Origin of the sequence: Acidovorax sp. MR-S7 (genome assembly GCF_000400995.2) — a bacterium.
Classification (GTDB): domain Bacteria; phylum Pseudomonadota; class Gammaproteobacteria; order Burkholderiales; family Burkholderiaceae_C; genus MR-S7.
Map to the genome: position 1 here is coordinate 1 of NZ_DF238984.1, position 19,407 is coordinate 19,407.

The window sequence follows — 19,407 nt, forward strand, 5'->3', positions numbered from 1 at the left end:
AAGCGGCTCGAAGCGGCGAAGCGGCTCGATCAGGCTCCATCAGCACACCTCAAAGCGCATTGCGCAGACCTTCCTTAACAGGGTTGTGAAAAATTCGTGAATATCAGACCAATAACTGGCAATATGTTTTTTCTTGTTATTGAAATTTTGTAGATAAAGCCATGAGTGCAACAAAAGTTCGTGCAAAGAATGCCATTGCCGAGCCGGCCGACATCGACCGCACCGACCGGGCCATCCTGCGGCAGTTGCAGCGCGATGCATCACTGTCCAACGTGGCGCTCGCGGCCAAGGTGCACCTGAGCCCGCCGGCATGCCTGCGGCGCGTGGAGCGGCTCAAGCGCCTGGGCTTCATAGACGGCGTGGTCGCACGCCTGAACCCGCAGGCGGTGGGTGCGGGCATGCTGGTAATGATCGGCGTGGTGCTGGACCGCTCCACGCCCGAATCGTTCGCGGCCTTCGAAAAGGCGGCGGCCAGGATCTCGGGCTGCATGGAGTGCCACGTGGTGACGGGCGAGTTCGACTACTTCATGCTCATCCGCACGCAGAACGGCGAAAGCTTCAACCGCCTGCATGCCGAGCAACTGCTCTACCTGCCCGGCGTGCGCCAGGTGCGCTCGTTCATGGTGCTGCGCAGCGTGCTGTCGACCACCGAGCTGCCGCTGGCGGTGTAGCTCTGGGAGACAATCGCGGCCTGTCACCATGGCCAAGATTTCCGACTCCCTCTATGCCGAGCTGCGCCGGCGCATCATGTCCGGCCGCTACGCGCCCGGCGAGCGGCTGCGCGAGGAATCCGTCGCGCAGGAAATGCAGGTCAGCCGCACGCCCGTGCGCGCGGCCCTGCAGCGCCTGGTGGAAGACGGCCTGCTCGTCGCCGCCGCGCGCGGTGCGACGGTGGCGGGCTGGACGCAGTGGGACATCGCCGAGGCGTTCGAGCTGCGCATCCTGCTGGAGCCGCACGCGGCCGGGCTCGCGGCCGAGCGCGCCACGCCCGGGCAGATCGACGAGATGGACGTGCTCAACGACGAGATGCAAGCCTGTGCCCTGGCCGAGGCCGAAGAGCGCGCGGCGCGCGTGCAGGCAGTGAACAACCGCTTCCACCACCTGCTGGTGGAGGCGGCGCATTCGGGCCGCCTCACGGGCCTGCTGCAGAACTTCCTCGACATGCCGATCATGATTGGCTCGTTCTATTTCTACAGCCAGCAAGACATGCTCGACAGCGTGAGCCAGCACCGGCAGGTGGTGGCGGCCATCCGCCGGCGCGACCGGCGCATGGCTGAGCAGGCGATGGCCTTCCACCTGCGCGCGTCGTTCCTGCGTTTCGAGATGCAGCGGGTGCGGCCCGCCGAGGTCATTCCGGCATCTGGCAGTTCAGGCGCTTGAGCGTAGCATCGACCCAGCTGCGGTCGTAGCTGCCGTCGGCGATGCCGGCCACCATGCGCGCCTCGACCTCCTGTTTGGCCTGGGCAGCGGCCAGCAGGTTCGCGGCCTGCGCGCAGGGCACGCATAGCAGGCCGTCTTCATCGCCGATGACGAGGTCGCCCGGCTCGATCACCATGCCGTCGATGGCGATGGGCACGTTGATCTCGCCCGGTCCGTCCTTGTAGGGGCCGCGGTGCGTCACGCCCGCCGCGAACACCGGGAAGTCGCCCGCGCGCAGCGCCCCCGCGTCGCGGATCGCGCCGTTGATGACGATGCCGCCGAGCCGGCGCAGCACCGCGTCGCCCACCATGATCTCGCCAATGATGGCGTTGGTGAGGTCGCCGCCCGCGTCCACTACGATCACATCGCCGGGCACGGCGAGCTGCAGTGCCTTGTGCACCATGAGGTTGTCGCCGGGGCGGGTCTTCACGGTGAGGGCGGGGCCCGCCATGCGACCGCCACCGTGCATGGGCCGCAGGCGCGCGCCGCCGGCGGTCATGCGGGACATGCAGTCGCTGACGTTGGCGACGGGGACATCGAGGAACTGGCGCGCGAGGTCGAGGCTGACGGCACGCTGGCGCCGGAGAATTTGAAGGCCGATCATGGTGCGGAACTCCTGGGTGGGATGAGAGGAAGCGACTCAGTCGCTGAAGGGAAAGCGGTACAGCCGCGCGGGGTTTTCCACCAGCACGCGGTGCAGTTCGCCGGCAGGCAGCCAGCGGGCAAGCAGGTTCATGAGCGCGGCATCGTCGGGCTTGGCTGGCTCGGTGACGTGGGGCCAGTCCGTGCCCCAGACCAGTTGCTCCGGGAATTCGCTCACCAACCCGCGAACGAAGCCCTCCAGCTCATCGTGGGCTTGCGAACCCGGGTTGGCGATGTAAGGCGCGGACAGCTTCAGCGATGCCTTGCCGCTGGCAAGCAGCCGCGAGACGGTGCCGGCAACCTGCCGGGACATCGCCTGCTCGCAATGAATGCGCGCAAAGTGGTCGAGAACCACCGGGACGGGCAGCGCGAGGAGACGATCCGCCAGGGCCGCCAGATCGGCAGGGTGGGCATGCAATTGCACGTGCCAGCCGAAGGGCTGAATCAGGCGGGCAACCTGTTCGAGCATTCCTTCGTGCGTCGCACCCGCCTGCACCAGGTTGAACCGCACGCCCACGACGCCATGGGCCTGCAGCTCCTCGAGCTCCTGCGCAGATGCCGATGGGTCGATGACGGCAATGCCTCGCGCACGGTTGCCCAGGTGCTGCAAGCCGGCGAGAAGCACGCGGTGGTCTCTTCCATAGCTCGAAGGCTGCACGAGTACGCAGCGCTCCGTTCGCAGGCGGTGCTGGAGCCGCCGGTACTGCGCCACACTGGCTTCGGCATGACGCAAGACCGGGCCGGGGGCGAAGGGCAGCGCCGGGTCGAACAGGTGCATGTGGCAATCACACGCCCCAGGGGGCACCTCGAAACGCGGCCCCTCTGTCCCGGTGGAGTGCGGCGCGACGGTCATCACTTCTTCCGAGCGGTATGCCAGAAGGTATAGGACTTGGAAAGTTCGGCTGCCGCCTGGTCCAAATCCGTGGGCGCGAGCTCCAGGGACATGTCCTTGATCCGCTCCTGCACCTCCGGGTCTTTCAGGACGGTTCGCAACGCCCCGTTGAACTTCTCGGCCAGCGGGCGCGGCAACCCCTTTGGCGCGAAGAAGGCATTGAAGCTGTTGACGTTCACGCCGGTGAAGCCCAGCTCCTCGAAAGTGGGAACGTCAGGCAGCAGGGCCGAGCGCTTGCCGCCCGAGATGGCCAGGATGCGCACCTTGCCTCCCCGGTGCATGGTGACGCCCTCGGGTTCGCCGGTCACGCCCGAAGCCAGTTGCCCGCCGATCAGCTGCGGCATCATCTGCCCGGATCCCCCGAAGGCGATGGGCTCCATCGCCACGTCGGCCTTGCGGCTGATGGCCGCGCCGATGATGTCCGGAACGCCGCCGATGAGCGGCACGCCATAGTTGCCCAGCCGCGGCTCCTTGCGCACCGTCTCGACGAACTCGGGCAGCGTCTTGGCCGCGCTGCTCAGCGGCACAGCGAAGATCCACTGGAAGCGGGCCACCTGCCCCACGGGGACGAAGTCCTTCACGGCGTCGTAGCCGGCGCTCGGCGTGATGAGCGGGACGATCACCACCGAGTGGTCGAGCGCCAGCAGGAAGGTCGAGCCATCCGGCGCGGCGGCCTTGACGGCGGCAGTGCCGATCTGCCCGCTGGCGCCGGGCCGGTTGTCGATGATCACGGATTGCGACAGCTCCTTTCCCAGGCGCGGGGCCAGCAGCCGGGCCAGGGCGTCGGTCGCTCCGCCGGGGGCGAAGGGAACCACGATCTTGATGGGGCTCTTGAAGTCCTGCGCGGCGGCGCCTGCGGACAGGGCCGCGAACAAGACGCTGGTGAGAAACGTACGTACTTTCGGCATGGCGGTCTCTGCGGTGGTGGAATCAGTCGAGCTTGGTGCCGGAGTCGCGCACCACGGGCGCCAGGCGCTGCCGGTCGCTGGCGTAGAGCGCGCCCATCTCCTGCGGCGTGCCGCCGAGCACGCCAGCACCGCTGGCGAGGATTTTTTCGCGCATGTCGGGCTGCTGCAGCGCCTTGTTGAGCTCGGTGTTGATGCGCTGGATCACCGCATCAGGCGTGCCGGCGGGCGCCATCACGCCCCAGACGCTGGCCAGCTCCACGCCGGGGATGCCCGATTCGGTATAGGTCGGCACCTGGGGCAGCACGGGCGAGCGCTTGGCGGTGGTGACGGCCAGCGCACGCACCTTGCCGCCCTTGATGTGACCCTGCAGCGTGGGAATGGAGCCCATGTACATGTCCACCTGGCCGCTCAGCACGTCGGGCAGCGCCTGCGACAGGCCGCGGTAGGGCACGTGCGTGAGCTTCATGCCCGAGCTTTTCTGCCACAGCTCGCTGATGAGGTGCGACACCGTGCCCAGGCCGGGCGACGCGAAGGTGAGCTTGCCGGGCTCGGCCTTGGCGGCGGCCACCACGTCGGCCAGCGTCTTGTAGGGCGAGTCGGCGCGCACCACGAGCACGGCGGGGCCGCTGGCGACGAGGCCGACGGGCACCAGGTCCTTGACCGGGTCGTAGGTGAGCTTGGAGTAGAGCAACGGGTTCAGTACCACGTTGTCGGTCTGCGCCATCACCAGCGTGTAGCCGTCGGGCGGGGCCTTGGCCGTGGTGTCCAGCGCCACGTTGCCGCCAGCGCCGGGCTTGTTCTCGACCACGAACGTCCATTTCAGGGTCTCGGTCAGCTTGTTGGCGACCATCCGCGTCAGGCTGTCGGTGCCGCCCCCGGGCGGGAAGGGCACGATGAAGCGGATCGGCTTGTTGGGATAGTCCTGCGCCAGGGTGGCCGTGCAGGCCGCAAGCAGGCTGGCGCCCAGGATGAGGCGGCGTGAAATGCGCATGGGTGATGTCTCCGGTAGGGGAAAGGGAAGGAAAGGACGGGTCAGGGCCGCGCGGGGCCGCCGAGCCAGGCGAGCGCATCGGCCGTCGTCTGGCCCGCGTAGGGGGTGGCCTGCTGCTGCGCCAGCGTGTGCTCGAAGCGCTGCTGTACGCCCGCGAGCACGATGGCGGGCACGCCGGCCTGGGCCATCTGCCGCTGGGCTTCCACGACTTCGTTGCGGCGCCGGCCGGCGTGGACGATGTGCGTGCGGACCATGGATTCCATCGTCTCGCGCAGGGAGCCCTGGTCGATGTCCGCGAGCACGCGGAACAGCGTCTCGCGCAGGCCCTTGCGCTCGGCCGTCACCAGGCATTCCACCGACAGCGCTTCCAGGCCCTTGGTGAAGATGCTGCGCAGCAGCTTCAGCTCGGCCGCGTCGCCGGGGCGCTCGCCCACCACCTGCACGGGTGCGCCGCACGCCGTCAACAGACGCGCGGCCTCTTCGGCAGCGGCGCCGGCGCACAGCAGCGGTGTGCGTGCGCCGCTCAGGTTGACCGCGCCGGTGATCGCCACGTCCACGAAGCGCACGCCGCGTTCGTGCGCCAGCGCCTCGGCGTCGCGCATGGCCTGCGGATCGGCGGTGGTCATGTCCAGGTACAGAGTGCCTGTCTGCAGGTGTGGCAAGGCGGCGCGCGCCAGGTCGAGTGCCGCCGTGCCGAAGACCGCGCTCACGACGAGCCCGGCCTCCGCCAGCCAGGGGCCGGGCGCCGCATGGATGGATGCGCCAAGCTCCGCGGCCAGCGCGCGCAGGGTATCGGAGGGCGCGTGGTCGCAGAACGCCACGATGTGGTGGCCCTGGGCCTGGAGGACTTGTGCGTAGCACTGTCCCACCATGCCGCCGCCAAGCAGGATGGTTTTCATGAAAAAGAACAAAAAAAGTACGAAATGGATTGGATTCTTTCTGGAATTTGCCGTCAATAGGGCCGAATTAGGGTTTGTTTGTATTTTTGTTGTTCTTTTCTGGCTGAGAGGTGAAAGCCTTGGGATGGCCTGGATGCTCTCCGGCTGGTATCGCAATCGGATACCCAGGATCCAGAAGATGGATACCCGGGTGATCCATTCGAGACTTTGCGAGCGCGCGGCCCCACCATGCGGGCCATGTTCAACAGCGGCCCCCGGGCCTTACGCACCATGCAAGCCTCCTCTACGCCCCTCCAGCGCGACACCCGCGCCTGGCAGTTCCAGGTCTGGGTCTCGTTCGGCATCGCCGTCTTCCTGTGCGCCACGGGGCTGGCCTGGCTGCCGGGCGAGCGGCTGGAGGTGGCCTTCATGTTCATGGGCTACGTGTTCTGCCTCTCGGCCGCGTTCGTGCTCGCCAAGTTCGTGCGCGACAGCCAGCAGGCGCGGCGCAGCGCGGGTGATACACCCCTCTGGAAGCTCGTCGTCTGGGGCGGCTTCGCCGTGGCCATGGGCCTGACGGGCTGGGGCTTGTGGGGCATGGCGGTTAGCGCCACGTACAAGGCGTTCCTGGGCGTGAGCTGGCTCTACCTCATCACCACTGCCTTCACGCTGGCCAAGATGCTGCGCGACCGCCATGAAGCCGATCTGGCCGAGGCCGGCCGCGCCAAAGCTGGCCAGGAATAAGGAGACCGCCATGATCCGCAAGACTTGTCTGTGCGCCCTGCTGTCGCTGGGCATGCTCGTAGGCGCGGCCCGTGCGCAGAGCGAGGCATCGGCCGCGCTGTCGCTGATGCCCGTGGCGTCCGCCGTGGTGGCTTCGGGGGCCTCGGGTGCCGTGTCGGCCACGGCGGGGGCCGTGGCGGCCCTGCCGGTGGCGCTGTCGGTGGGCGGCGCGGTGCTCACGGTGAAGGCCGTGGAGGCTTCGGCCACGGGCACGGTGTACCTGCTGGAGCGCGTGTCGGACGGCGCGCAGGCCAGCGTGCGGTTGGCCGGCCGCGCCGCGCATGGCGTGGGCACGGTGGTGGCCTGCAGCGTGATCGGCACGGGGGTGGTTCTGTCGGCCGCTGGCGAGGTGCTGGCCTTCGTACCCAATGCACTGGGCCGCGCGCTGCTGCACAGCGAGAGGCTCTGAACCATGCGCAGCTCCATCCTCCTGTCAGTCGTATTGGCGGCCATGGCTTTTCAGGCACACGCGGGCCGGTCGTGCGAGCAGCACAAGCCCACGGTGCAGACCATCGAACGCGGCATGCAACTGGCCGAGCGCACGGCGCGCGCGCTGGATGCGAGCGGCGCCAGCGTGGTGCTGCTGGCGCGCGCGGGGCAGGATTTGTCGAAGTACGGCCTGCGCTATTCGCACCTGGGCTGGGCCTACAGGACACCCGAGGGCCCCTGGCGCGTGGCGCACAAGCTCAACGAATGCGGTACGGCCGTGGCCGCGGTCTACCGCCAGGGGCTGGGCGAGTTCTTCCTCGACGACCTGTGGCGCTACGAAGCCGTGTGGGCCGTGCCTGCGCCCGAGGTGCAGCAGCGCCTGCTGCCGCTGCTGCAGGACCGTGCGCGTACCACCGCGCTGCACCAGCGGCCCTACAGCATGGTGAGCTATGCCTGGGGCACGCGCTACCAGCAGTCCAACCAGTGGGCGCTGGAGACGCTGGCCGCTGCGATGGAGCCCGCCAGCGTGCACACCCGCACGCAGGCCCAGGCGTGGCTGCGGTTCAAGGGCTATGAGCCCACGGCGCTCGCCATCGGGCCGCTCGCGCGCCTGGGCGGGCGCATGACGGCGGCCAACATCGCGTTCGACGACCATCCCAACGACAAGCGCTTCGCCGACCGCATCGAGACCGTCACGGTGGATTCGGCGCTGGCCTGGCTGCAACGCGCCCAGCTGGCCGGCGCGCCGCAGGTGCTGGGCGGGTTTTGAGTCAAAATGGCCGCCAGCGCTTGTCCAGCAAGCGCAAGCAGCTATTAAAAAAGTAGTATTTCCTTACAAACGGAGAGCAGCATGAGCAAGGCACTGCGCCTGTCCGAGAAATGGTTCCGCCGCGGCCTGTGGCTGGTGGCGCTGGTGTTCGCGAGCTTCCTGATCGGTCTGGGCGGCACCATCGTCGGCGACCTGCCCAAGGTGGAGACGCCGCTGCGCTTGGACGACTTCGTCGACCAGTCCGCCGCGCAGCCGCTGCGCGCGCAGGCCAAGGCCGCGCGGCAGGCCGAGGAAGAAGCGCAGGCCGCGCTGGAGCAGGCGCGGCTGCAGCACGCCAAGGCGCGCGGGGAGACGCAGGCCGCGCGCGAGACCTTCGGCAACTGGCTGGCCGCGCGCAGCGCCACGCAGCGCTCCGACCACGACCCCGAGGTGATCGCGCGCACCCAGGCGCTCGACGCGCTCAAGGGCCAGGAGCACCGCGCGCAGCAGGCCGTGCAGGCGCAGCAGCAGGCCCAGCTCGACGCGCGCCAGGCCCTGGGCGGCGCGCAGCAACGTCTTCATGAGGTGGAGCAGGCGGGCTACGAGAAGATGGCGGCCGAGCAGCGCCGGGTGGAACTGCGCGTGTTCCTCTACCGCCTGGCGCTCACGCTGCCGCTGCTCGTCGCCGCGGGCTGGCTGTTCGCGAAGAAGCGCAAGAGCACGTACTGGCCCTTCGTCTGGGGTTTCATCTTCTTCGCGCTGTTCGCGTTCTTCGTCGAGCTGGTGCCCTACTTGCCGAGCTATGGCGGCTACGTGCGCTACGTGGTCGGCATCGTGGTCACCGCGCTCGTAGGGCGCTACGCCATCCTGGCGCTGAACCGCTACCTGGAGCGCCAGAAGCAGGCCGAGTCGCTGCCCGACCAGGAGCGCCGCAAGGAGCTGAGCTACGACGTGGCCCTGGCGCGCCTGGCCAAGGGCGTGTGCCCGGGCTGCGAGCGCCCGGTGGATCTGAAGAATGAGCAGATCGACTTCTGCCCGCACTGCGGCATCGGCCTGTTCGACCGCTGCGGCGCCTGCCGCACGCGCAAGAGCGCGTTCGCCCGCTTTTGCCATGCCTGTGGCACCGGGACGCACGCTCGGCCGCCAGCGCCCCCCATGGCGTGATACAACGGCTGGCGGCGCGCCGGGCTTGGCCCCGCGCCGTGTGATCCAGCCATCTCAACCTCACCTTCGGGAGCAACCATGGGCTTTTTCTCCAACATCTTTTCCAAGATCTTTCCATCGGCCAACGCCGCCGAGGTCGTGCCCGCGCCGCCGGCTGCAGCGTCCGCCACCGCCGCCAGCGCACCCGCCGCCGCGCCAGCGCCAGCGCCGATCCCGCTGGGCGACGTGGCTCCCATCCTGGACGCCATGCCCGGCGCCAGCGGCCTGAACTGGCGCACCTCCATCGTCGATCTGCTCAAGCTCCTGGGCCTGGACAGCAGCCTGGCCGCGCGCAAGGAGCTGGCGGGCGAGCTGTTCTACCAAACCAGCGACGAGCCCGGCTCGGCCGGCTGGAACATCGGCCTGCACAAGCAGGTCATGCGCAGCATCGCCGCCAACGGGGGCACGCTGCCGCCGGATCTGCGCGGTTGATATTTTTAGGTGATTCAGGGCTCCAGCGCTTGTGTATCAAGCGCTGGCAGCTATACAAACAGGAGCATTGGGGACCAGGCTCCTCGGGGTTCGTCAGACCCCGCGCGCCCGGTCGACCTTGAACCGGGCGCGGAAGGCAGCGAAGGTGCCAGCGTCCAGCGCCTCGCGCACCTCGCGCATCAGGTTCAGGTAGTAGTGCAGGTTGTGGACGGTGGTGAGCATGGGACCCAGCATCTCGCCGCAGCGGTCCAGGTGGTGCAGGTAGGCGCGTGAGAAGCCGCCGCGCCCGCCGTCGTTCCACGAGACGCCCTCGGCGCCGGCGCAGGCGTGGCAGGTGCAGCTGGGGTCGAGCGGCTGGTGGTCGCTCTTGTGCCGCGCGTTGCGGATCTTCAGGTCGCCGTAGCGCGTGAAGAGGGTGCCGTTGCGCGCGTTGCGCGTGGGCATCACGCAGTCGAACATGTCCACGCCGTCGGCCACGCCCTGCACCAGGTCCTCGGGCGTGCCCACGCCCATCAGGTAGCGCGGCTTGTGCGCGGGCAGCCGATGGGGCGTGTGGGCCATGATGTCCAGCATCTCGTCCTTGGGCTCTCCCACGCTCACGCCACCCACGGCGTAGCCGGGGAAGTCCATCTCCACCAGCGCCTGCAGCGATTCCTCGCGCAGGTGCTTGAACATGCCGCCCTGCACGATGCCGAAGAGGGCGTTGGGGTTGCCCAGGCGCTCGAATTCGTCCTTCGACCGCTTTGCCCAGCGCAGGCTCATCTCCATGCTCTTGCGCGCCTCGGCCTCGGTCGTCTTGTGGCCGTTGGTCTCGTAGGGCGTGCACTCGTCGAGCTGCATGACGATGTCGGAGTTGAGGACCGTCTGGATCTGCATGCTGACCTCGGGCGACATGAACAGCTTGTCGCCGTTCACGGGCGAGGCGAAGTGCACGCCCTCCTCGGTGATCTTGCGCATGGCGCCCAGGCTCCAGACCTGGAAACCGCCCGAGTCGGTGAGGATGGGCTTGTCCCACTTCTCGAAGCCGTGCAGCCCGCCGAAGCTCTGCATGATGTCCAGCCCCGGGCGCATCCACAGGTGGAAGGTGTTGCCCAGGATGATCTGCGCGCCCATTTCCTGGAGGCTGCGCGGCATCACGCCCTTGACGGTGCCGTAGGTGCCCACGGGCATGAAGATGGGGGTCTGGACCACGCCGTGGTTCAGCGTGAGGGTGCCGCGCCGGGCGTGGCTGTGGGGGTCGGTGGCGAGAAGTTGGAATTGCAGCATGGCCGCCATTGTCCCAGCGTCCCGGGATGCCCTCAGCGGGGCAGCCGCACCCCCGCGCCCGCGGCCAGGGCCGTGCGGTAGGCCAGGCTGGCGATGGCCAGGTCGGCGACGGCGAACCCGGGGAACAGGAACAGGATGCGCTGCGCATCGCTGGTGCGCCCGCTGCCGGGCGCGGCGACCAGCCGGGCCAGGTCGGCATCGAAGCGGCCCTGGTAGGCGAGCTTGCGGCGGTTCTGCGGGTCGTCGGCCTGGGCGTGGTCGTCGGTGACTTTGAGGTCGAAGGCCTCCAGCGTCTGCGGCAGCCACGAGCGGCCCAGGTCCACTGCCGTGGCGAAGCACCCCGGCTGAACCTGGCGCGCATCGAGGAAGGGCTGCAGCGACGGGCCGCCGGCGACCGAGGTCACGACCACGTCGCAGGCCAGCACCTCGTCCGGCGCGCTCACCGCGCGGGCGGTCAGGCCCAGGGTATTCGCGTCGGCGGCGAAGGCCTGGGCCGTCTCCAGCCGGCCTGAATAGGCCACGGCGCAGGCGAGATGCGGCAGCACGTCCCGCAGCGCGCGCAGGTGCCCCCGGGCCTGCTGGCCGCAGCCGATGAAGCCGATGCTGCGGCTGTCCGGCCGTGCCAGGTGGCGCGCCGCGAGCGCCGACATGCCGGCCGTGCGCATCACCGTGAGAAGGTTCGCGTCCATCACGGCCAGGGGCTCGCCGGTCTCCGTGTCGCTCAGCAGGATCAGCCCGTTCACGTTGGCCAGGCCCCGGCCGGCGTTGGCGCTGGCAATGCCCACCCACTTCGTGGCCGCGTGCGGCTGGCCCGCTGCCGCGACGGACAGCGACTGGAAGAAATGGCCCGGCCCCAGCGCCAGCGTCTGCTTGGGCGGGGCGATGAAGCCGCTGGCCGCGTGGCGCGCGAACGCCTCGGCCAGTGCGTCGCACACCGCGCGCGGTGTCAGGTCGAGTGTTTGCAGCGCCTGCGCGCCCAGGTACAGCAGGGAGGCATCCATGCGGGCCTCACTCCAGCCGGATGTTGGCCGCCTTGATCACCTTCTCCCACTTGGCGGTCTCGCGTGCGATGAGCTGGCCGAAGGCGTCGGACGACATGGGCTGCGTCATCGCGCCCAGGTCCTGGAAGCGCTTCACCAGCTTCGGGTCCTTGAGCGCCTCGTTGATTTCGCAGTTGAGCCGCTGCACCACCGGGGCCGGCGTGGCGCCGGGCGCCACCACGCCCCACCAGGGGTTGACCTCGTAGCCCGGCAGCGTTTCGGAGACCGATGGCACGTCGGGCAGCAGCGGGCTGCGCTGCACGGTCGTCACGCCCAGGGCGCGCAGCGTGCCGCGCTGCACGTGCGGCAGCGCGGTGGTCACCGAATCCACCAGAAATTCGACCTGCCCGCCGAGCACGTCGGCCAGCGCCGGCGCGTTGCCGCGGTACATGATGCTCTGCATCTGGATGCCCGCCATGTTCTCGAACAGCGCCGACGACAGGTGCAGGCTGGTGCCGTTGCCGGGCAGCGCGATGTTGATCGGCCGTGCCTTGGCCTTCACCGCGGCCACCAGGTCCTTCATGGACGTGACGGGCGAGTCGGCGCGCACCAGGAACACGTTGGGCGCCGTGCTCACGTAGGCCACGGCCTTGAAGTCCTTGAGGTGGTCGTAGGGCAGCTTGGGGTAGAGCGAGGCGTTGATCGCCTGCGTGCCCAGGGTGCCGAGCATCAGCGTGTAGCCGTCCGCCGGTGCCTTGGCGACCGAGGCCGCGCCGATGGTGCCGCCCGCGCCGCCGCGGTTGTCCACCACCACGGGCTGCCCCAGCCGGGAACCCAGCGCCTCGGCCACGAAGCGTGCCACCTGGTCCGTCTGGCCGCCCGGCGGGAAGCCCACGACGAGCGTGACGGGGCGTGCGGGATAGCCCTCGGCGGTCTGCTTGCACTGGCTTTCCGCGGCGGCTGCGTGGGTGCCGAGCACGCAGCAGGCCGCGGCGAGGGACAGGGCCAGCCGGCGGCGCAGCCGCAGCGCGGTGGGAGCGATGGAAGTCATGCGGTTGTCTACTGGGTTGTTTGCAACAATCTTATCTCGATTAAAAGTAATTGCATACCACTAATCACTATTGCAGAAAGAATTTTCAATAGTGGACTGTTGGCGCAAAGCCCCGGCCAAGGGTCCGCACATGCGCGGACGGCCGCGTCCGCTGTCTACACTGGGGGCATTGACGTTTCTGAAGAAAAGAGGTGACCGATGCTCCGAATCCTGATCGCCGTCGATGGCTCCGAACTCGCGCTGGACGCCGTGCGCCACGGCCTGGAACTGGTGCGCCGGGGTGGCCTGCAGGCCACGCTGGTGCTGGGCCACGTGCAGGAAGAGGCCTCGCTGATCGAGCTGGCCACGCAGGGTGCCGATGCCGTGGCCCAGGCCAGCGTGGAGGCCGGCCAGCACCTGATGGCCGGCGCCGTGGCCCTGGTGGAAGCCGCGCGCGTGCCCTACGAGACCGAGATCGGCCTGGGCCCCGTGGCCGCCACGCTGGTGGACATGGTGGAGCGCTGCGGCTGCGACGCGCTCTTCATCGGCGCGCGCGGCCTCGGGGGCTTGCGCGGGGCGCTGCTGGGCTCGGTGTCGCAGGCGCTGGTGCACCAGAGCCCGGTGCCTGTCACGGTGGTCAAGCACGCGGAGCCGCAGCAGGCGGAAGACGGCGAAGCCTAAGCGTCGCCGCCCAGCCGGGCCCGGACCACGTCGGCCAGCCAGTCCATCACCAGGCGCACGCGCCGCGACAGGTTGCGCTGGTGGGCATAGACCAGCGTGAGCGGCATGTGCGGGGCCGCATGCGCGGGCAGCACCTCCACCAGCAGGCCGCGTGCGAGCAGGTCTTCCACGCTCAGGCGCGGCACCTGGATCAGCCCCAGGCCCGCCAGACCGGCCGACAGGTAGGCCTCGGCGTTGTTGACGGTCACCGCGCCGGCCATGGCGTGGCGCGCCACGGCGCCGCTGCCGTCCTGTACCTCGAAGCCCGCCGGGCGCGCGCCCAGCGTGCCCGCGTAGTGCACGAGCCGGTGGCGCGGCAGGTCTTCCAGCGTGCGCGGCGTGCCCATTGCCTCCACATAGGCGGGGCTGGCGTAGTTGCCCTGGTGCAGCACGCCCAGGGGCCGCGCGACGAGGTTCGCGTCGCCCACCGGGCCGGCGCGCAGCACGCAGTCGAAGCCCTCGCGCACCAGGTCCACACGGCGGTCGGTGCTGCTGAGCTCCACCTCCAGCGCGGGATGGCGGCGCAGCAGCTCGGGCAGGCGCGGGATCACTACGTTGCGCGCCAGCCCCGTGGTCATGTCGATGCGCACCCGACCGCGCAGCGGGGCGCCCCCGGGGTGCTGGAACATGGCCTGGAACTCGTCCAGGTCCGCCAGCAGCCCCTTGCAGCGCTCGTAGCAGATCTGGCCGTCCTGCGTGAGCTGCACGCGCCGGGTGGTGCGGTGCAGCAGCCGCGTGCCGAGCTGCGCCTCGAGCTGCTGCACGGCCAGCGAGGCGCTGGCCTTGGGCAGGCCCAGCGCCTGGGCGGCCTGCGTGAAGCTGGCCAGCTCGGCCACGCGGGCGAAGACCTGCATGCATTCGACGGGGTTCATGATTGATCGGAAGATCTGAACAAACAAACCAATTTTGGATTGTTTATCAAAACCTCATCGCCCAATACAGTGCAGGCATTCCCTCTACCAAGGACACCTGCCATGACTTCTTCCACCCCCGCTACTCCCATCGCGCTCGTCACCGGCGGCAGCCGGGGCCTGGGCCGCAACGCGGCGCTCCAGATCGCGCGCCAGGGCATCGACGTGGTCCTGACCTACCGCAGCCGCGCCGACGAGGCGCAGGCCGTGGTTGCGGAGATCGAGGCCCTGGGGCGCCGTGCCGTGGCGCTGCCGCTCGACGTGGCGCGCAGCGGCACGTTCCCGGCCTTCGTGGCGCAGCTGCGCGAGGCGCTGGCGCGCGTGTGGTCGTGCGAGCGCTTCGACTTCCTCGTGAACAACGCGGGCATCGGCATCCACGCGGCCTTCGCCGATACGACCGAGGCGCAGTTCGACGAGCTGGTGGCGATCCACCTCAAGGGGCCGTTCTTCCTCACCCAGGCGCTGCTGCCGCTGCTGCGCGATGGCGGGCGCATCGTCAACCTGTCGTCCGGCCTGGCGCGTTTCGCGCTGCCGGGCTATGCCGCCTACGCGGCGATGAAGGGCGGGGTGGAAGTGCTCACGCGCTACCTGGCCAAGGAGCTGGGGCCGCGCGGCATTGCGGTGAACGTCGTGGCGCCGGGGGCGATCGCCACCGATTTCGGCGGCGGCACGGTGCGCGACAACGCCCAGGTGAATGCCTTCATCGCCTCGCAGACGGCCCTGGGCCGCGTGGGCGTGCCGGAAGACATCGGCGGCGTGGTGGCCTCGCTGCTGCTGCCCGCGAGCCGCTGGGTGAATGCCCAGCGCATCGAAGCGTCGGGCGGGATGTTTCTGTGAGTTTTCGGGGAGGTTTTCTATTCAATCAGGAGCTGCTCGCGCTTGGTGGATAAGCGCTCAAGCCGCTTTTCTCCATTGTTCCGCAGCACGCGGGAACTTGCCGTGCGGCAGGCTGGCCAGGCGCTGGAGCATGCGGCGGCAGTAGCCGGTGATCCACAGGCACTTGTTGAGCTCGTCCACGGGCAGCGGACCGGAGACGACGACGATGTCGTTGGCTGCCTGCTGCGCCCCGGCCGCGCGCAGGCGCCGGCGGGTGTGCGTGGCCCAGGACTGGATGCGCGCCGGGTTGCCGTGCTGGTGCACCTCGCCGGTGTGCACGTCGAAGGCGATGGCCACGGTGTCGGTCTTCAGCTTGAACCTGCGCTCGCCGGTGACGGCGCTGGGCGCCTCACGCATGTCGTACAGGTAGTAGCTGCCTGCCTTGAGCTGGTATTGCATGTCCATGGTCGTCGTCCTCCGAGGGGGCATTCTCCGGGGGGAGGCGGGCGGCAATGGCGCGGAAAGCGGTGTGAAACAGGCGCTTTTCCCGTGGCGGGGCGTGCCGCCGGGGCCTCGGGTTGCGTGCGATTGTGTCGGCCCCGGGTGGGGGCTTCAAGCCACCGGGCCGTTCAAACGGTAACCGGATGTGATGCGGATCAGAAATCGACCAGACTCACGCCCACGCTGAACACGGTGCGCTTGCGGTTGTAGTCGATCAGGCTGTCGCCGTAGCCGCTGAAGAGCTGCGTGTGCAGGCGCAGGTTGGTGCGGTTGCCCACGAGGCTGGTGCCCAGGCTCTGCAGCCATTCCAGGCGCACCGAGCCGCGCCCCGCGGAGTCCAGCGAATGGCGCGCGGTGAGCGTGAGCAGATTGTCCTTGTCCACGTTCCAGCCCAGGCCCAGCTCGGCGCGGCCCACGTAGCCGCTGATGCCGGGGTTGTTGTCGCTGTCGGCGCTTTCGTGCAGGCGCTTCCAGATGCGGCCGGTGACGGTCCAGCGGTTGTCCAGCTCCATGCCGGTCATGAGGTAGACGCGGTTCCAACTGCGCGAGAGCGGGTCGCTCTGGCCGTTGGACTGGTGCACCAGGCCTAGGCCGCTGTAGCGCCAGCGCCAGCCGAAGGGCAGCTTGGCGTCGGTGGGGTAGACGTAGACGATCTCCGGCTCGTGGTCGGTGTTGCGGAAGGGCCGCGAGATGTTGGCGGAGAACAGCTGCCAGTACGACTGCTGCGTGTAGCCCACCCACAGCGAGTCGCGCAGCTGGGGATCGCCGCGCGTGAGCAGGCCCTGGGCGAGCTTGGTGCGCACCGAGAGCTGCACGCGCATCTCGGTGCGGCGGTAGGCGACGGGGTCTTCGGCGCTGTTGTTGGGGTTGCCCGAGGTGGGCAGGCGGTTGACGTTGCTGGCACCCACCACGGACACGTTCATGGGCCGGTAGCCGCGGAAGCGGAACGCGCCGCAGTCGGTGCCGCTCTCCAGTTCCCAGAAGCGCGACAGGGTGCTGTACTGCCCGTCGCGGCAGCCGTCCACCTGGGCCACATCGATGATGCGGGTGGCGGGCAGCGTGGCGTCCACGGGCGGGGGCGGCGCGCTCGCGGCCGCCTCGGGCTGCGCGCTGGCCGCGGCGGCAGGCGCCTGCCAGGCCTGGTTGCCGGCCCACTGGTCGAAGCAGGCCAGGCGCGCCTGGCTGTCGCCCGTCAGGGCGGCGCACTGGCGCCAGCCGGCGTTGCCGGCGGCGGTGTCCTGCGCATGGACGGCCAGCGGCAGCGCGGTGCCCATGCAGGTGGCGCCCAGGGGGGCGATCAGGGAGGCGAGCAGGGTGCGTTTCATGGATGGACGGGGCCGAGTTTGCGCAGGGTGAAGCGGAAGGGGCGGTCGGCTTCGTCCGTCCACTCGCCGCGGATCTCGCGGGCGCAGCTGCCTTCGACAACGTCGCCGAACCAGTTGCCGGTCACTTTCTTGCCGTCGCGCGATTCTTCCAGGGTGAGCGCGCCCTTGTTCACGTCGCCCACCACGATGCTGCTTCCGCCGGGCCGCAGGATGCGGCCCTTCACGGTGCCGTCCCACTCAGGGTGGGGGGCCAGCTCCAGCACGATGGGGCCGCTCTGGCCCGGCATGTCGGCCTGCCAGCGGCCGACCAGCTCGGGCTGGTCCATTTGCGCGGGGGTGGGACAGGCGGGACGGTTCTGAGAGGGATTTTGGGCACAGGCGCTTATCAGGCAAGCGCTGGCAGCTATCAAAAGAGGAGTAATACGCATGGGTGTGTTCAGGGGGTGGCGGCCTGCGCTTTGCGCGCCGCGAATTCGGCGCGCAGCGCCTTGAGCTTCTCGCGCGGGTCTTCGCGCATGGTGGTGGCGTCGAGCTTCATCTCGGCGATGAAGCGGCTGGGCTGGCAGGCCACCATCTCGCGGCCCTTCTTGCGTTTCTTGGTCCAGCCCACGGCCAGCGTGCGCTGGGCGCGGGTGATGCCCACGTACATCAGGCGGCGCTCCTCCTGCAGGCGCTGCAGCACGTCGTCCGCGACCTTCTGCTGGCGGCCCTCGTCGTCGTCGAGCTTGAAGGGCAGCATGCCCTCGGTCACGCCGGCCAGCACCACGTGGGGCCATTCCAGGCCCTTGCTGGCGTGCAGGGTGGAGAGCACGACCATGTCCTGCTCCTGTTCGCGCTCCGAGATGGTGGAGAGCAGCGCGATGGTCTGCGCGACTTCGAGCAGGCTCTTGGTCTCGGCGACGGTGGTGCCTGCCGTGTCGTCGATCTGCCCGCCCGCGCGCTGGGCCATCCAGTCGCAGAACTCCAGCACGTTGCTCCAGCGCGCGGCGGCCACCTTCTCGCTGTCCTCGCCGTCGTAGAGGTGCTGCTCGTAGCCGATCTCCTGGAGCCAGTCGGCCAGGAACGCGCGCGCGGCCTCGTGGCCGTGCGTGTGGCGCGCGCGGTGCTCCAGGTCGTTGATGGCGCGGCCGAATTCCAGCAGCCCGTCCATGCCGCGCTTGGGGATCACCGCGGGCAGCATGGCGTTGAAGAGCGCGCCGAACATGCTCTGCTTGTGCTGCGTGGCGAATTCGCCCAGAGCGCCCAGCGTGGTGTGGCCGACGCCCCGGCGCGGGTTGGCCACGGCGCGCAGGAAGGCGGGGTCGTCGTCGTTGTTGATCCACAGGCGGAACCACGCGCACAGGTCCTTGATCTCGGCGCGGTCGAAAAACGACGTGCCGCCCGAGACCTTGTAGGGGATGTTGGCCTTGCGCAAAGCCTTCTCGAACGGCTTGGCCTGGTGGTTGGCGCGGTAGAGGATGGCGAAGTCCTTCCACGCGGGCGGCGGGTTGCTCGCAGCGCGCAGGCCCTGGATGCGGGCCACGGCGCGCTCGGCCTCGTGCTCCTCGTTGTCGCAGTCCACCACGCGCACGGGCTCGCCCTCGCCCAGTTCGCTGAACAGGGTCTTGGGGTACAGCTTGGGGTTGGGCTGGATGACGTTGTTGGCCGCGCGCAGGATGGCGCTGGTGGAGCGGTAGTTCTGCTCCAGCTTGATCACCTTGAGCTGGGGGAAGTCCTGCGGCAGTTTTTTGAGGTTCTCCAGCGTGGCGCCGCGCCAGCCGTAGATGCTCTGGTCGTCGTCGCCCACAGCCGTGAAGCGCGCGCGCTCGCCCACGAGGAACTTCAGCAGCTCGTACTGCGTGGCGTTCGTGTCCTGGTATTCATCGACCAGCACGTGGCCCAGGATGCGCTGCCATTTCTCGCGCACCTCGGGGTGGTGGCTCAGCAGGCGCATGGGCATGCCTATCAGGTCGTCGAAGTCCACGCTCTGGTAGGCGGAGAGGCGCTCCTCGTAGCGCTGCATGACGAGGGCGATGCTGCGCTCGTTGTCGTCCTTGGCCATCGCCAGGGCCTTGCGCGCATCCCAGCCCTGGTTCTTCCAGGCGCTGATGGTCCACTGCCACTGGCGCGCCGTGGCCAGGTCGGTGGTGCCGCCCGCGCAGTCCTTGAGGATGCCGGTCACGTCGTCCTGGTCGAGGATGCTGAACGAGGGCTTGAGTCCGAGCACGTGCCCGTCCTCGCGCACCATGCGCACGCCCAGGGCGTGGAAGGTGCAGACCAGCACATCCTTGGCCTGCCGGCCGATGAGCCCGGCGGCGCGCTCGCGCATCTCGGCCGCGGCCTTGTTGGTGAAGGTGATGGCGGCGATGCGCCGGGGGGCGAGGCCCGTCTCGATGAGCCGCGCGATCTTGTGCGTGATCACCCGCGTCTTGCCCGAGCCCGCGCCGGCCAGCACCAGGCAGGGGCCTTCGGTGTAGTGGACAGCCTGGAGTTGCGCGAGATTGAGACCGGACATTGAAGGGCGAGCAGGGCGCGAAAGCGCGAGAGGGCCGCC

The 19,407-nt window shown here is 69.1% G+C and carries 22 protein-coding genes; 9 read left to right on the forward strand and 13 right to left on the reverse strand.

What is annotated here, in order from left to right; translation table 11 throughout:
- Window positions 1–161: 161 nt before the first annotated feature.
- Both AVS7_RS20135 and AVS7_RS20140 read left to right on the forward strand, forming a co-directional pair.
- On the forward strand, window positions 162–671 hold the full coding sequence (locus AVS7_RS20135) for an Lrp/AsnC family transcriptional regulator (protein WP_020229866.1): 510 nt from the start codon (window positions 162–164) through the stop codon (window positions 669–671).
- 28 nt (window positions 672–699) lie between these two features.
- Window positions 700–1,380, forward strand: coding sequence for a GntR family transcriptional regulator (locus tag AVS7_RS20140; RefSeq protein WP_020229867.1), 681 nt, complete (start codon window positions 700–702; stop codon window positions 1,378–1,380).
- Here AVS7_RS20140 and AVS7_RS20145 read toward each other — a convergent pair.
- The 5 genes from AVS7_RS20145 to AVS7_RS20165 all read right to left on the reverse strand — a co-directional run bounded on the left by AVS7_RS20145 (window position 1,349) and on the right by AVS7_RS20165 (window position 5,751).
- Window positions 1,349–2,023, reverse strand: coding sequence for an RraA family protein (locus AVS7_RS20145; protein ID WP_020229868.1), 675 nt, complete (start codon window positions 2,021–2,023; stop codon window positions 1,349–1,351). The genes AVS7_RS20140 and AVS7_RS20145 overlap by 32 nt on opposite strands.
- A gap of 36 nt (window positions 2,024–2,059) precedes the next feature.
- The gene (locus tag AVS7_RS20150; RefSeq protein WP_034691282.1) at window positions 2,060–2,839 is read right to left on the reverse strand and encodes an amidohydrolase; all 780 of its coding nucleotides are present in this window, start codon (window positions 2,837–2,839) and stop codon (window positions 2,060–2,062) included.
- 74 nt (window positions 2,840–2,913) lie between these two features.
- Window positions 2,914–3,861, reverse strand: coding sequence for a tripartite tricarboxylate transporter substrate-binding protein (locus tag AVS7_RS20155; protein ID WP_034691283.1), 948 nt, complete (start codon window positions 3,859–3,861; stop codon window positions 2,914–2,916).
- A 22-nt stretch (window positions 3,862–3,883) separates the two neighbouring features.
- A complete protein-coding gene (locus AVS7_RS20160; RefSeq protein WP_020229871.1) occupies window positions 3,884–4,852 on the reverse strand; it encodes a tripartite tricarboxylate transporter substrate binding protein in 969 nt (322 codons plus the stop codon).
- Between the two features lie 41 nt (window positions 4,853–4,893).
- A complete protein-coding gene (locus AVS7_RS20165) occupies window positions 4,894–5,751 on the reverse strand; it encodes an NAD(P)-binding domain-containing protein (protein WP_024001945.1) in 858 nt (285 codons plus the stop codon).
- Window positions 5,752–6,021: 270 nt separating this feature from the next.
- On the opposite strand from AVS7_RS20165, the gene AVS7_RS20170 reads away from it, so the two are divergent.
- From AVS7_RS20170 to AVS7_RS20190, 5 genes are all read left to right on the forward strand, one after another.
- Window positions 6,022–6,474: a YiaA/YiaB family inner membrane protein gene (locus AVS7_RS20170; protein ID WP_034691287.1), complete on the forward strand. Its 453-nt coding sequence runs from the start codon at window positions 6,022–6,024 to the stop codon at window positions 6,472–6,474.
- 10 nt (window positions 6,475–6,484) lie between these two features.
- On the forward strand, window positions 6,485–6,922 hold the full coding sequence (locus AVS7_RS20175) for a hypothetical protein (protein ID WP_020229874.1): 438 nt from the start codon (window positions 6,485–6,487) through the stop codon (window positions 6,920–6,922).
- Between the two features lie 3 nt (window positions 6,923–6,925).
- Window positions 6,926–7,711, forward strand: a complete 786-nt coding sequence (locus AVS7_RS20180; protein WP_024001948.1) for a DUF2145 domain-containing protein — start codon at window positions 6,926–6,928, stop codon at window positions 7,709–7,711.
- A gap of 81 nt (window positions 7,712–7,792) precedes the next feature.
- Window positions 7,793–8,854, forward strand: coding sequence for a zinc ribbon domain-containing protein (locus AVS7_RS20185; protein WP_020229876.1), 1,062 nt, complete (start codon window positions 7,793–7,795; stop codon window positions 8,852–8,854).
- 78 nt (window positions 8,855–8,932) lie between these two features.
- A complete protein-coding gene (locus AVS7_RS20190) occupies window positions 8,933–9,325 on the forward strand; it encodes a DUF3597 domain-containing protein (protein ID WP_020229877.1) in 393 nt (130 codons plus the stop codon).
- Between the two features lie 93 nt (window positions 9,326–9,418).
- On the opposite strand, the gene tgt is transcribed toward AVS7_RS20190, so the two are convergent.
- Genes tgt through AVS7_RS20205 form a run of 3 tightly spaced genes read right to left on the reverse strand, consistent with a single transcriptional unit; the run spans window position 9,419 to window position 12,622 of the window.
- Entirely contained in the window at window positions 9,419–10,591 is a 1,173-nt protein-coding gene (gene tgt, locus AVS7_RS20195; protein ID WP_020229878.1) for a tRNA guanosine(34) transglycosylase Tgt, read from the reverse strand.
- Window positions 10,592–10,623: 32 nt separating this feature from the next.
- Window positions 10,624–11,592, reverse strand: coding sequence for an ornithine cyclodeaminase family protein (locus tag AVS7_RS20200; protein ID WP_020229879.1), 969 nt, complete (start codon window positions 11,590–11,592; stop codon window positions 10,624–10,626).
- Window positions 11,593–11,599: 7 nt separating this feature from the next.
- Entirely contained in the window at window positions 11,600–12,622 is a 1,023-nt protein-coding gene (locus AVS7_RS20205) for a tripartite tricarboxylate transporter substrate binding protein (RefSeq protein ID WP_020229880.1), read from the reverse strand.
- A gap of 198 nt (window positions 12,623–12,820) precedes the next feature.
- On the opposite strand from AVS7_RS20205, the gene AVS7_RS20210 reads away from it, so the two are divergent.
- On the forward strand, window positions 12,821–13,282 hold the full coding sequence (locus tag AVS7_RS20210) for a universal stress protein (RefSeq protein ID WP_020229881.1): 462 nt from the start codon (window positions 12,821–12,823) through the stop codon (window positions 13,280–13,282).
- Here AVS7_RS20210 and AVS7_RS20215 read toward each other — a convergent pair.
- Complete coding sequence (locus AVS7_RS20215; RefSeq protein WP_024001950.1) at window positions 13,279–14,193, reverse strand: LysR family transcriptional regulator; 915 nt, start codon at window positions 14,191–14,193, stop codon at window positions 13,279–13,281. The two genes, AVS7_RS20210 and AVS7_RS20215, sit on opposite strands and share 4 nt — an antisense overlap.
- Before the next feature lie 102 nt (window positions 14,194–14,295).
- Between AVS7_RS20215 and AVS7_RS20220 the strand changes: the two genes are divergently transcribed.
- Window positions 14,296–15,069, forward strand: a complete 774-nt coding sequence (locus AVS7_RS20220) for an SDR family NAD(P)-dependent oxidoreductase (protein ID WP_020229883.1) — start codon at window positions 14,296–14,298, stop codon at window positions 15,067–15,069.
- Window positions 15,070–15,126: 57 nt separating this feature from the next.
- On the opposite strand, the gene AVS7_RS20225 is transcribed toward AVS7_RS20220, so the two are convergent.
- From AVS7_RS20225 to AVS7_RS20240, 4 genes are all read right to left on the reverse strand, one after another.
- Window positions 15,127–15,513, reverse strand: coding sequence for a hypothetical protein (locus AVS7_RS20225; RefSeq protein ID WP_020229884.1), 387 nt, complete (start codon window positions 15,511–15,513; stop codon window positions 15,127–15,129).
- A 191-nt stretch (window positions 15,514–15,704) separates the two neighbouring features.
- Window positions 15,705–16,874: a phospholipase A gene (locus tag AVS7_RS20230; protein WP_020229885.1), complete on the reverse strand. Its 1,170-nt coding sequence runs from the start codon at window positions 16,872–16,874 to the stop codon at window positions 15,705–15,707.
- Window positions 16,871–17,200: a hypothetical protein gene (locus AVS7_RS20235; protein WP_020229886.1), complete on the reverse strand. Its 330-nt coding sequence runs from the start codon at window positions 17,198–17,200 to the stop codon at window positions 16,871–16,873. The genes AVS7_RS20230 and AVS7_RS20235 overlap by 4 nt, the downstream gene beginning before the upstream one ends.
- Window positions 17,201–17,310: 110 nt before the next feature.
- Entirely contained in the window at window positions 17,311–19,368 is a 2,058-nt protein-coding gene (locus AVS7_RS20240) for an ATP-dependent helicase (RefSeq protein WP_034691285.1), read from the reverse strand.
- Window positions 19,369–19,407 lie beyond the last annotated feature (39 nt).

Coding starts and splice junctions, on each gene's coding strand:
- AVS7_RS20210 (WP_020229881.1), top strand. CDS start 12,821: ATGCTCCGAATCCTGATCGCCGTCGATGGCTCCGAACTCGCGCTGGAC.
- AVS7_RS20150 (WP_034691282.1), bottom strand. CDS start 2,839: ATGCACCTGTTCGACCCGGCGCTGCCCTTCGCCCCCGGCCCGGTCTTG.
- AVS7_RS20240 (WP_034691285.1), bottom strand. CDS start 19,368: ATGTCCGGTCTCAATCTCGCGCAACTCCAGGCTGTCCACTACACCGAA.
- AVS7_RS20230 (WP_020229885.1), bottom strand. CDS start 16,874: ATGAAACGCACCCTGCTCGCCTCCCTGATCGCCCCCCTGGGCGCCACC.
- AVS7_RS20170 (WP_034691287.1), top strand. CDS start 6,022: ATGCAAGCCTCCTCTACGCCCCTCCAGCGCGACACCCGCGCCTGGCAG.
- AVS7_RS20175 (WP_020229874.1), top strand. CDS start 6,485: ATGATCCGCAAGACTTGTCTGTGCGCCCTGCTGTCGCTGGGCATGCTC.
- AVS7_RS20140 (WP_020229867.1), top strand. CDS start 700: ATGGCCAAGATTTCCGACTCCCTCTATGCCGAGCTGCGCCGGCGCATC.
- AVS7_RS20220 (WP_020229883.1), top strand. CDS start 14,296: ATGACTTCTTCCACCCCCGCTACTCCCATCGCGCTCGTCACCGGCGGC.
- AVS7_RS20145 (WP_020229868.1), bottom strand. CDS start 2,023: ATGATCGGCCTTCAAATTCTCCGGCGCCAGCGTGCCGTCAGCCTCGAC.
- AVS7_RS20205 (WP_020229880.1), bottom strand. CDS start 12,622: ATGACTTCCATCGCTCCCACCGCGCTGCGGCTGCGCCGCCGGCTGGCC.
- AVS7_RS20180 (WP_024001948.1), top strand. CDS start 6,926: ATGCGCAGCTCCATCCTCCTGTCAGTCGTATTGGCGGCCATGGCTTTT.
- tgt (WP_020229878.1), bottom strand. CDS start 10,591: ATGCTGCAATTCCAACTTCTCGCCACCGACCCCCACAGCCACGCCCGG.
- AVS7_RS20155 (WP_034691283.1), bottom strand. CDS start 3,861: ATGCCGAAAGTACGTACGTTTCTCACCAGCGTCTTGTTCGCGGCCCTG.
- AVS7_RS20225 (WP_020229884.1), bottom strand. CDS start 15,513: ATGGACATGCAATACCAGCTCAAGGCAGGCAGCTACTACCTGTACGAC.
- AVS7_RS20200 (WP_020229879.1), bottom strand. CDS start 11,592: ATGGATGCCTCCCTGCTGTACCTGGGCGCGCAGGCGCTGCAAACACTC.
- AVS7_RS20165 (WP_024001945.1), bottom strand. CDS start 5,751: ATGAAAACCATCCTGCTTGGCGGCGGCATGGTGGGACAGTGCTACGCA.
- AVS7_RS20185 (WP_020229876.1), top strand. CDS start 7,793: ATGAGCAAGGCACTGCGCCTGTCCGAGAAATGGTTCCGCCGCGGCCTG.
- AVS7_RS20215 (WP_024001950.1), bottom strand. CDS start 14,193: ATGAACCCCGTCGAATGCATGCAGGTCTTCGCCCGCGTGGCCGAGCTG.
- AVS7_RS20235 (WP_020229886.1), bottom strand. CDS start 17,200: ATGGACCAGCCCGAGCTGGTCGGCCGCTGGCAGGCCGACATGCCGGGC.
- AVS7_RS20160 (WP_020229871.1), bottom strand. CDS start 4,852: ATGCGCATTTCACGCCGCCTCATCCTGGGCGCCAGCCTGCTTGCGGCC.
- AVS7_RS20190 (WP_020229877.1), top strand. CDS start 8,933: ATGGGCTTTTTCTCCAACATCTTTTCCAAGATCTTTCCATCGGCCAAC.
- AVS7_RS20135 (WP_020229866.1), top strand. CDS start 162: ATGAGTGCAACAAAAGTTCGTGCAAAGAATGCCATTGCCGAGCCGGCC.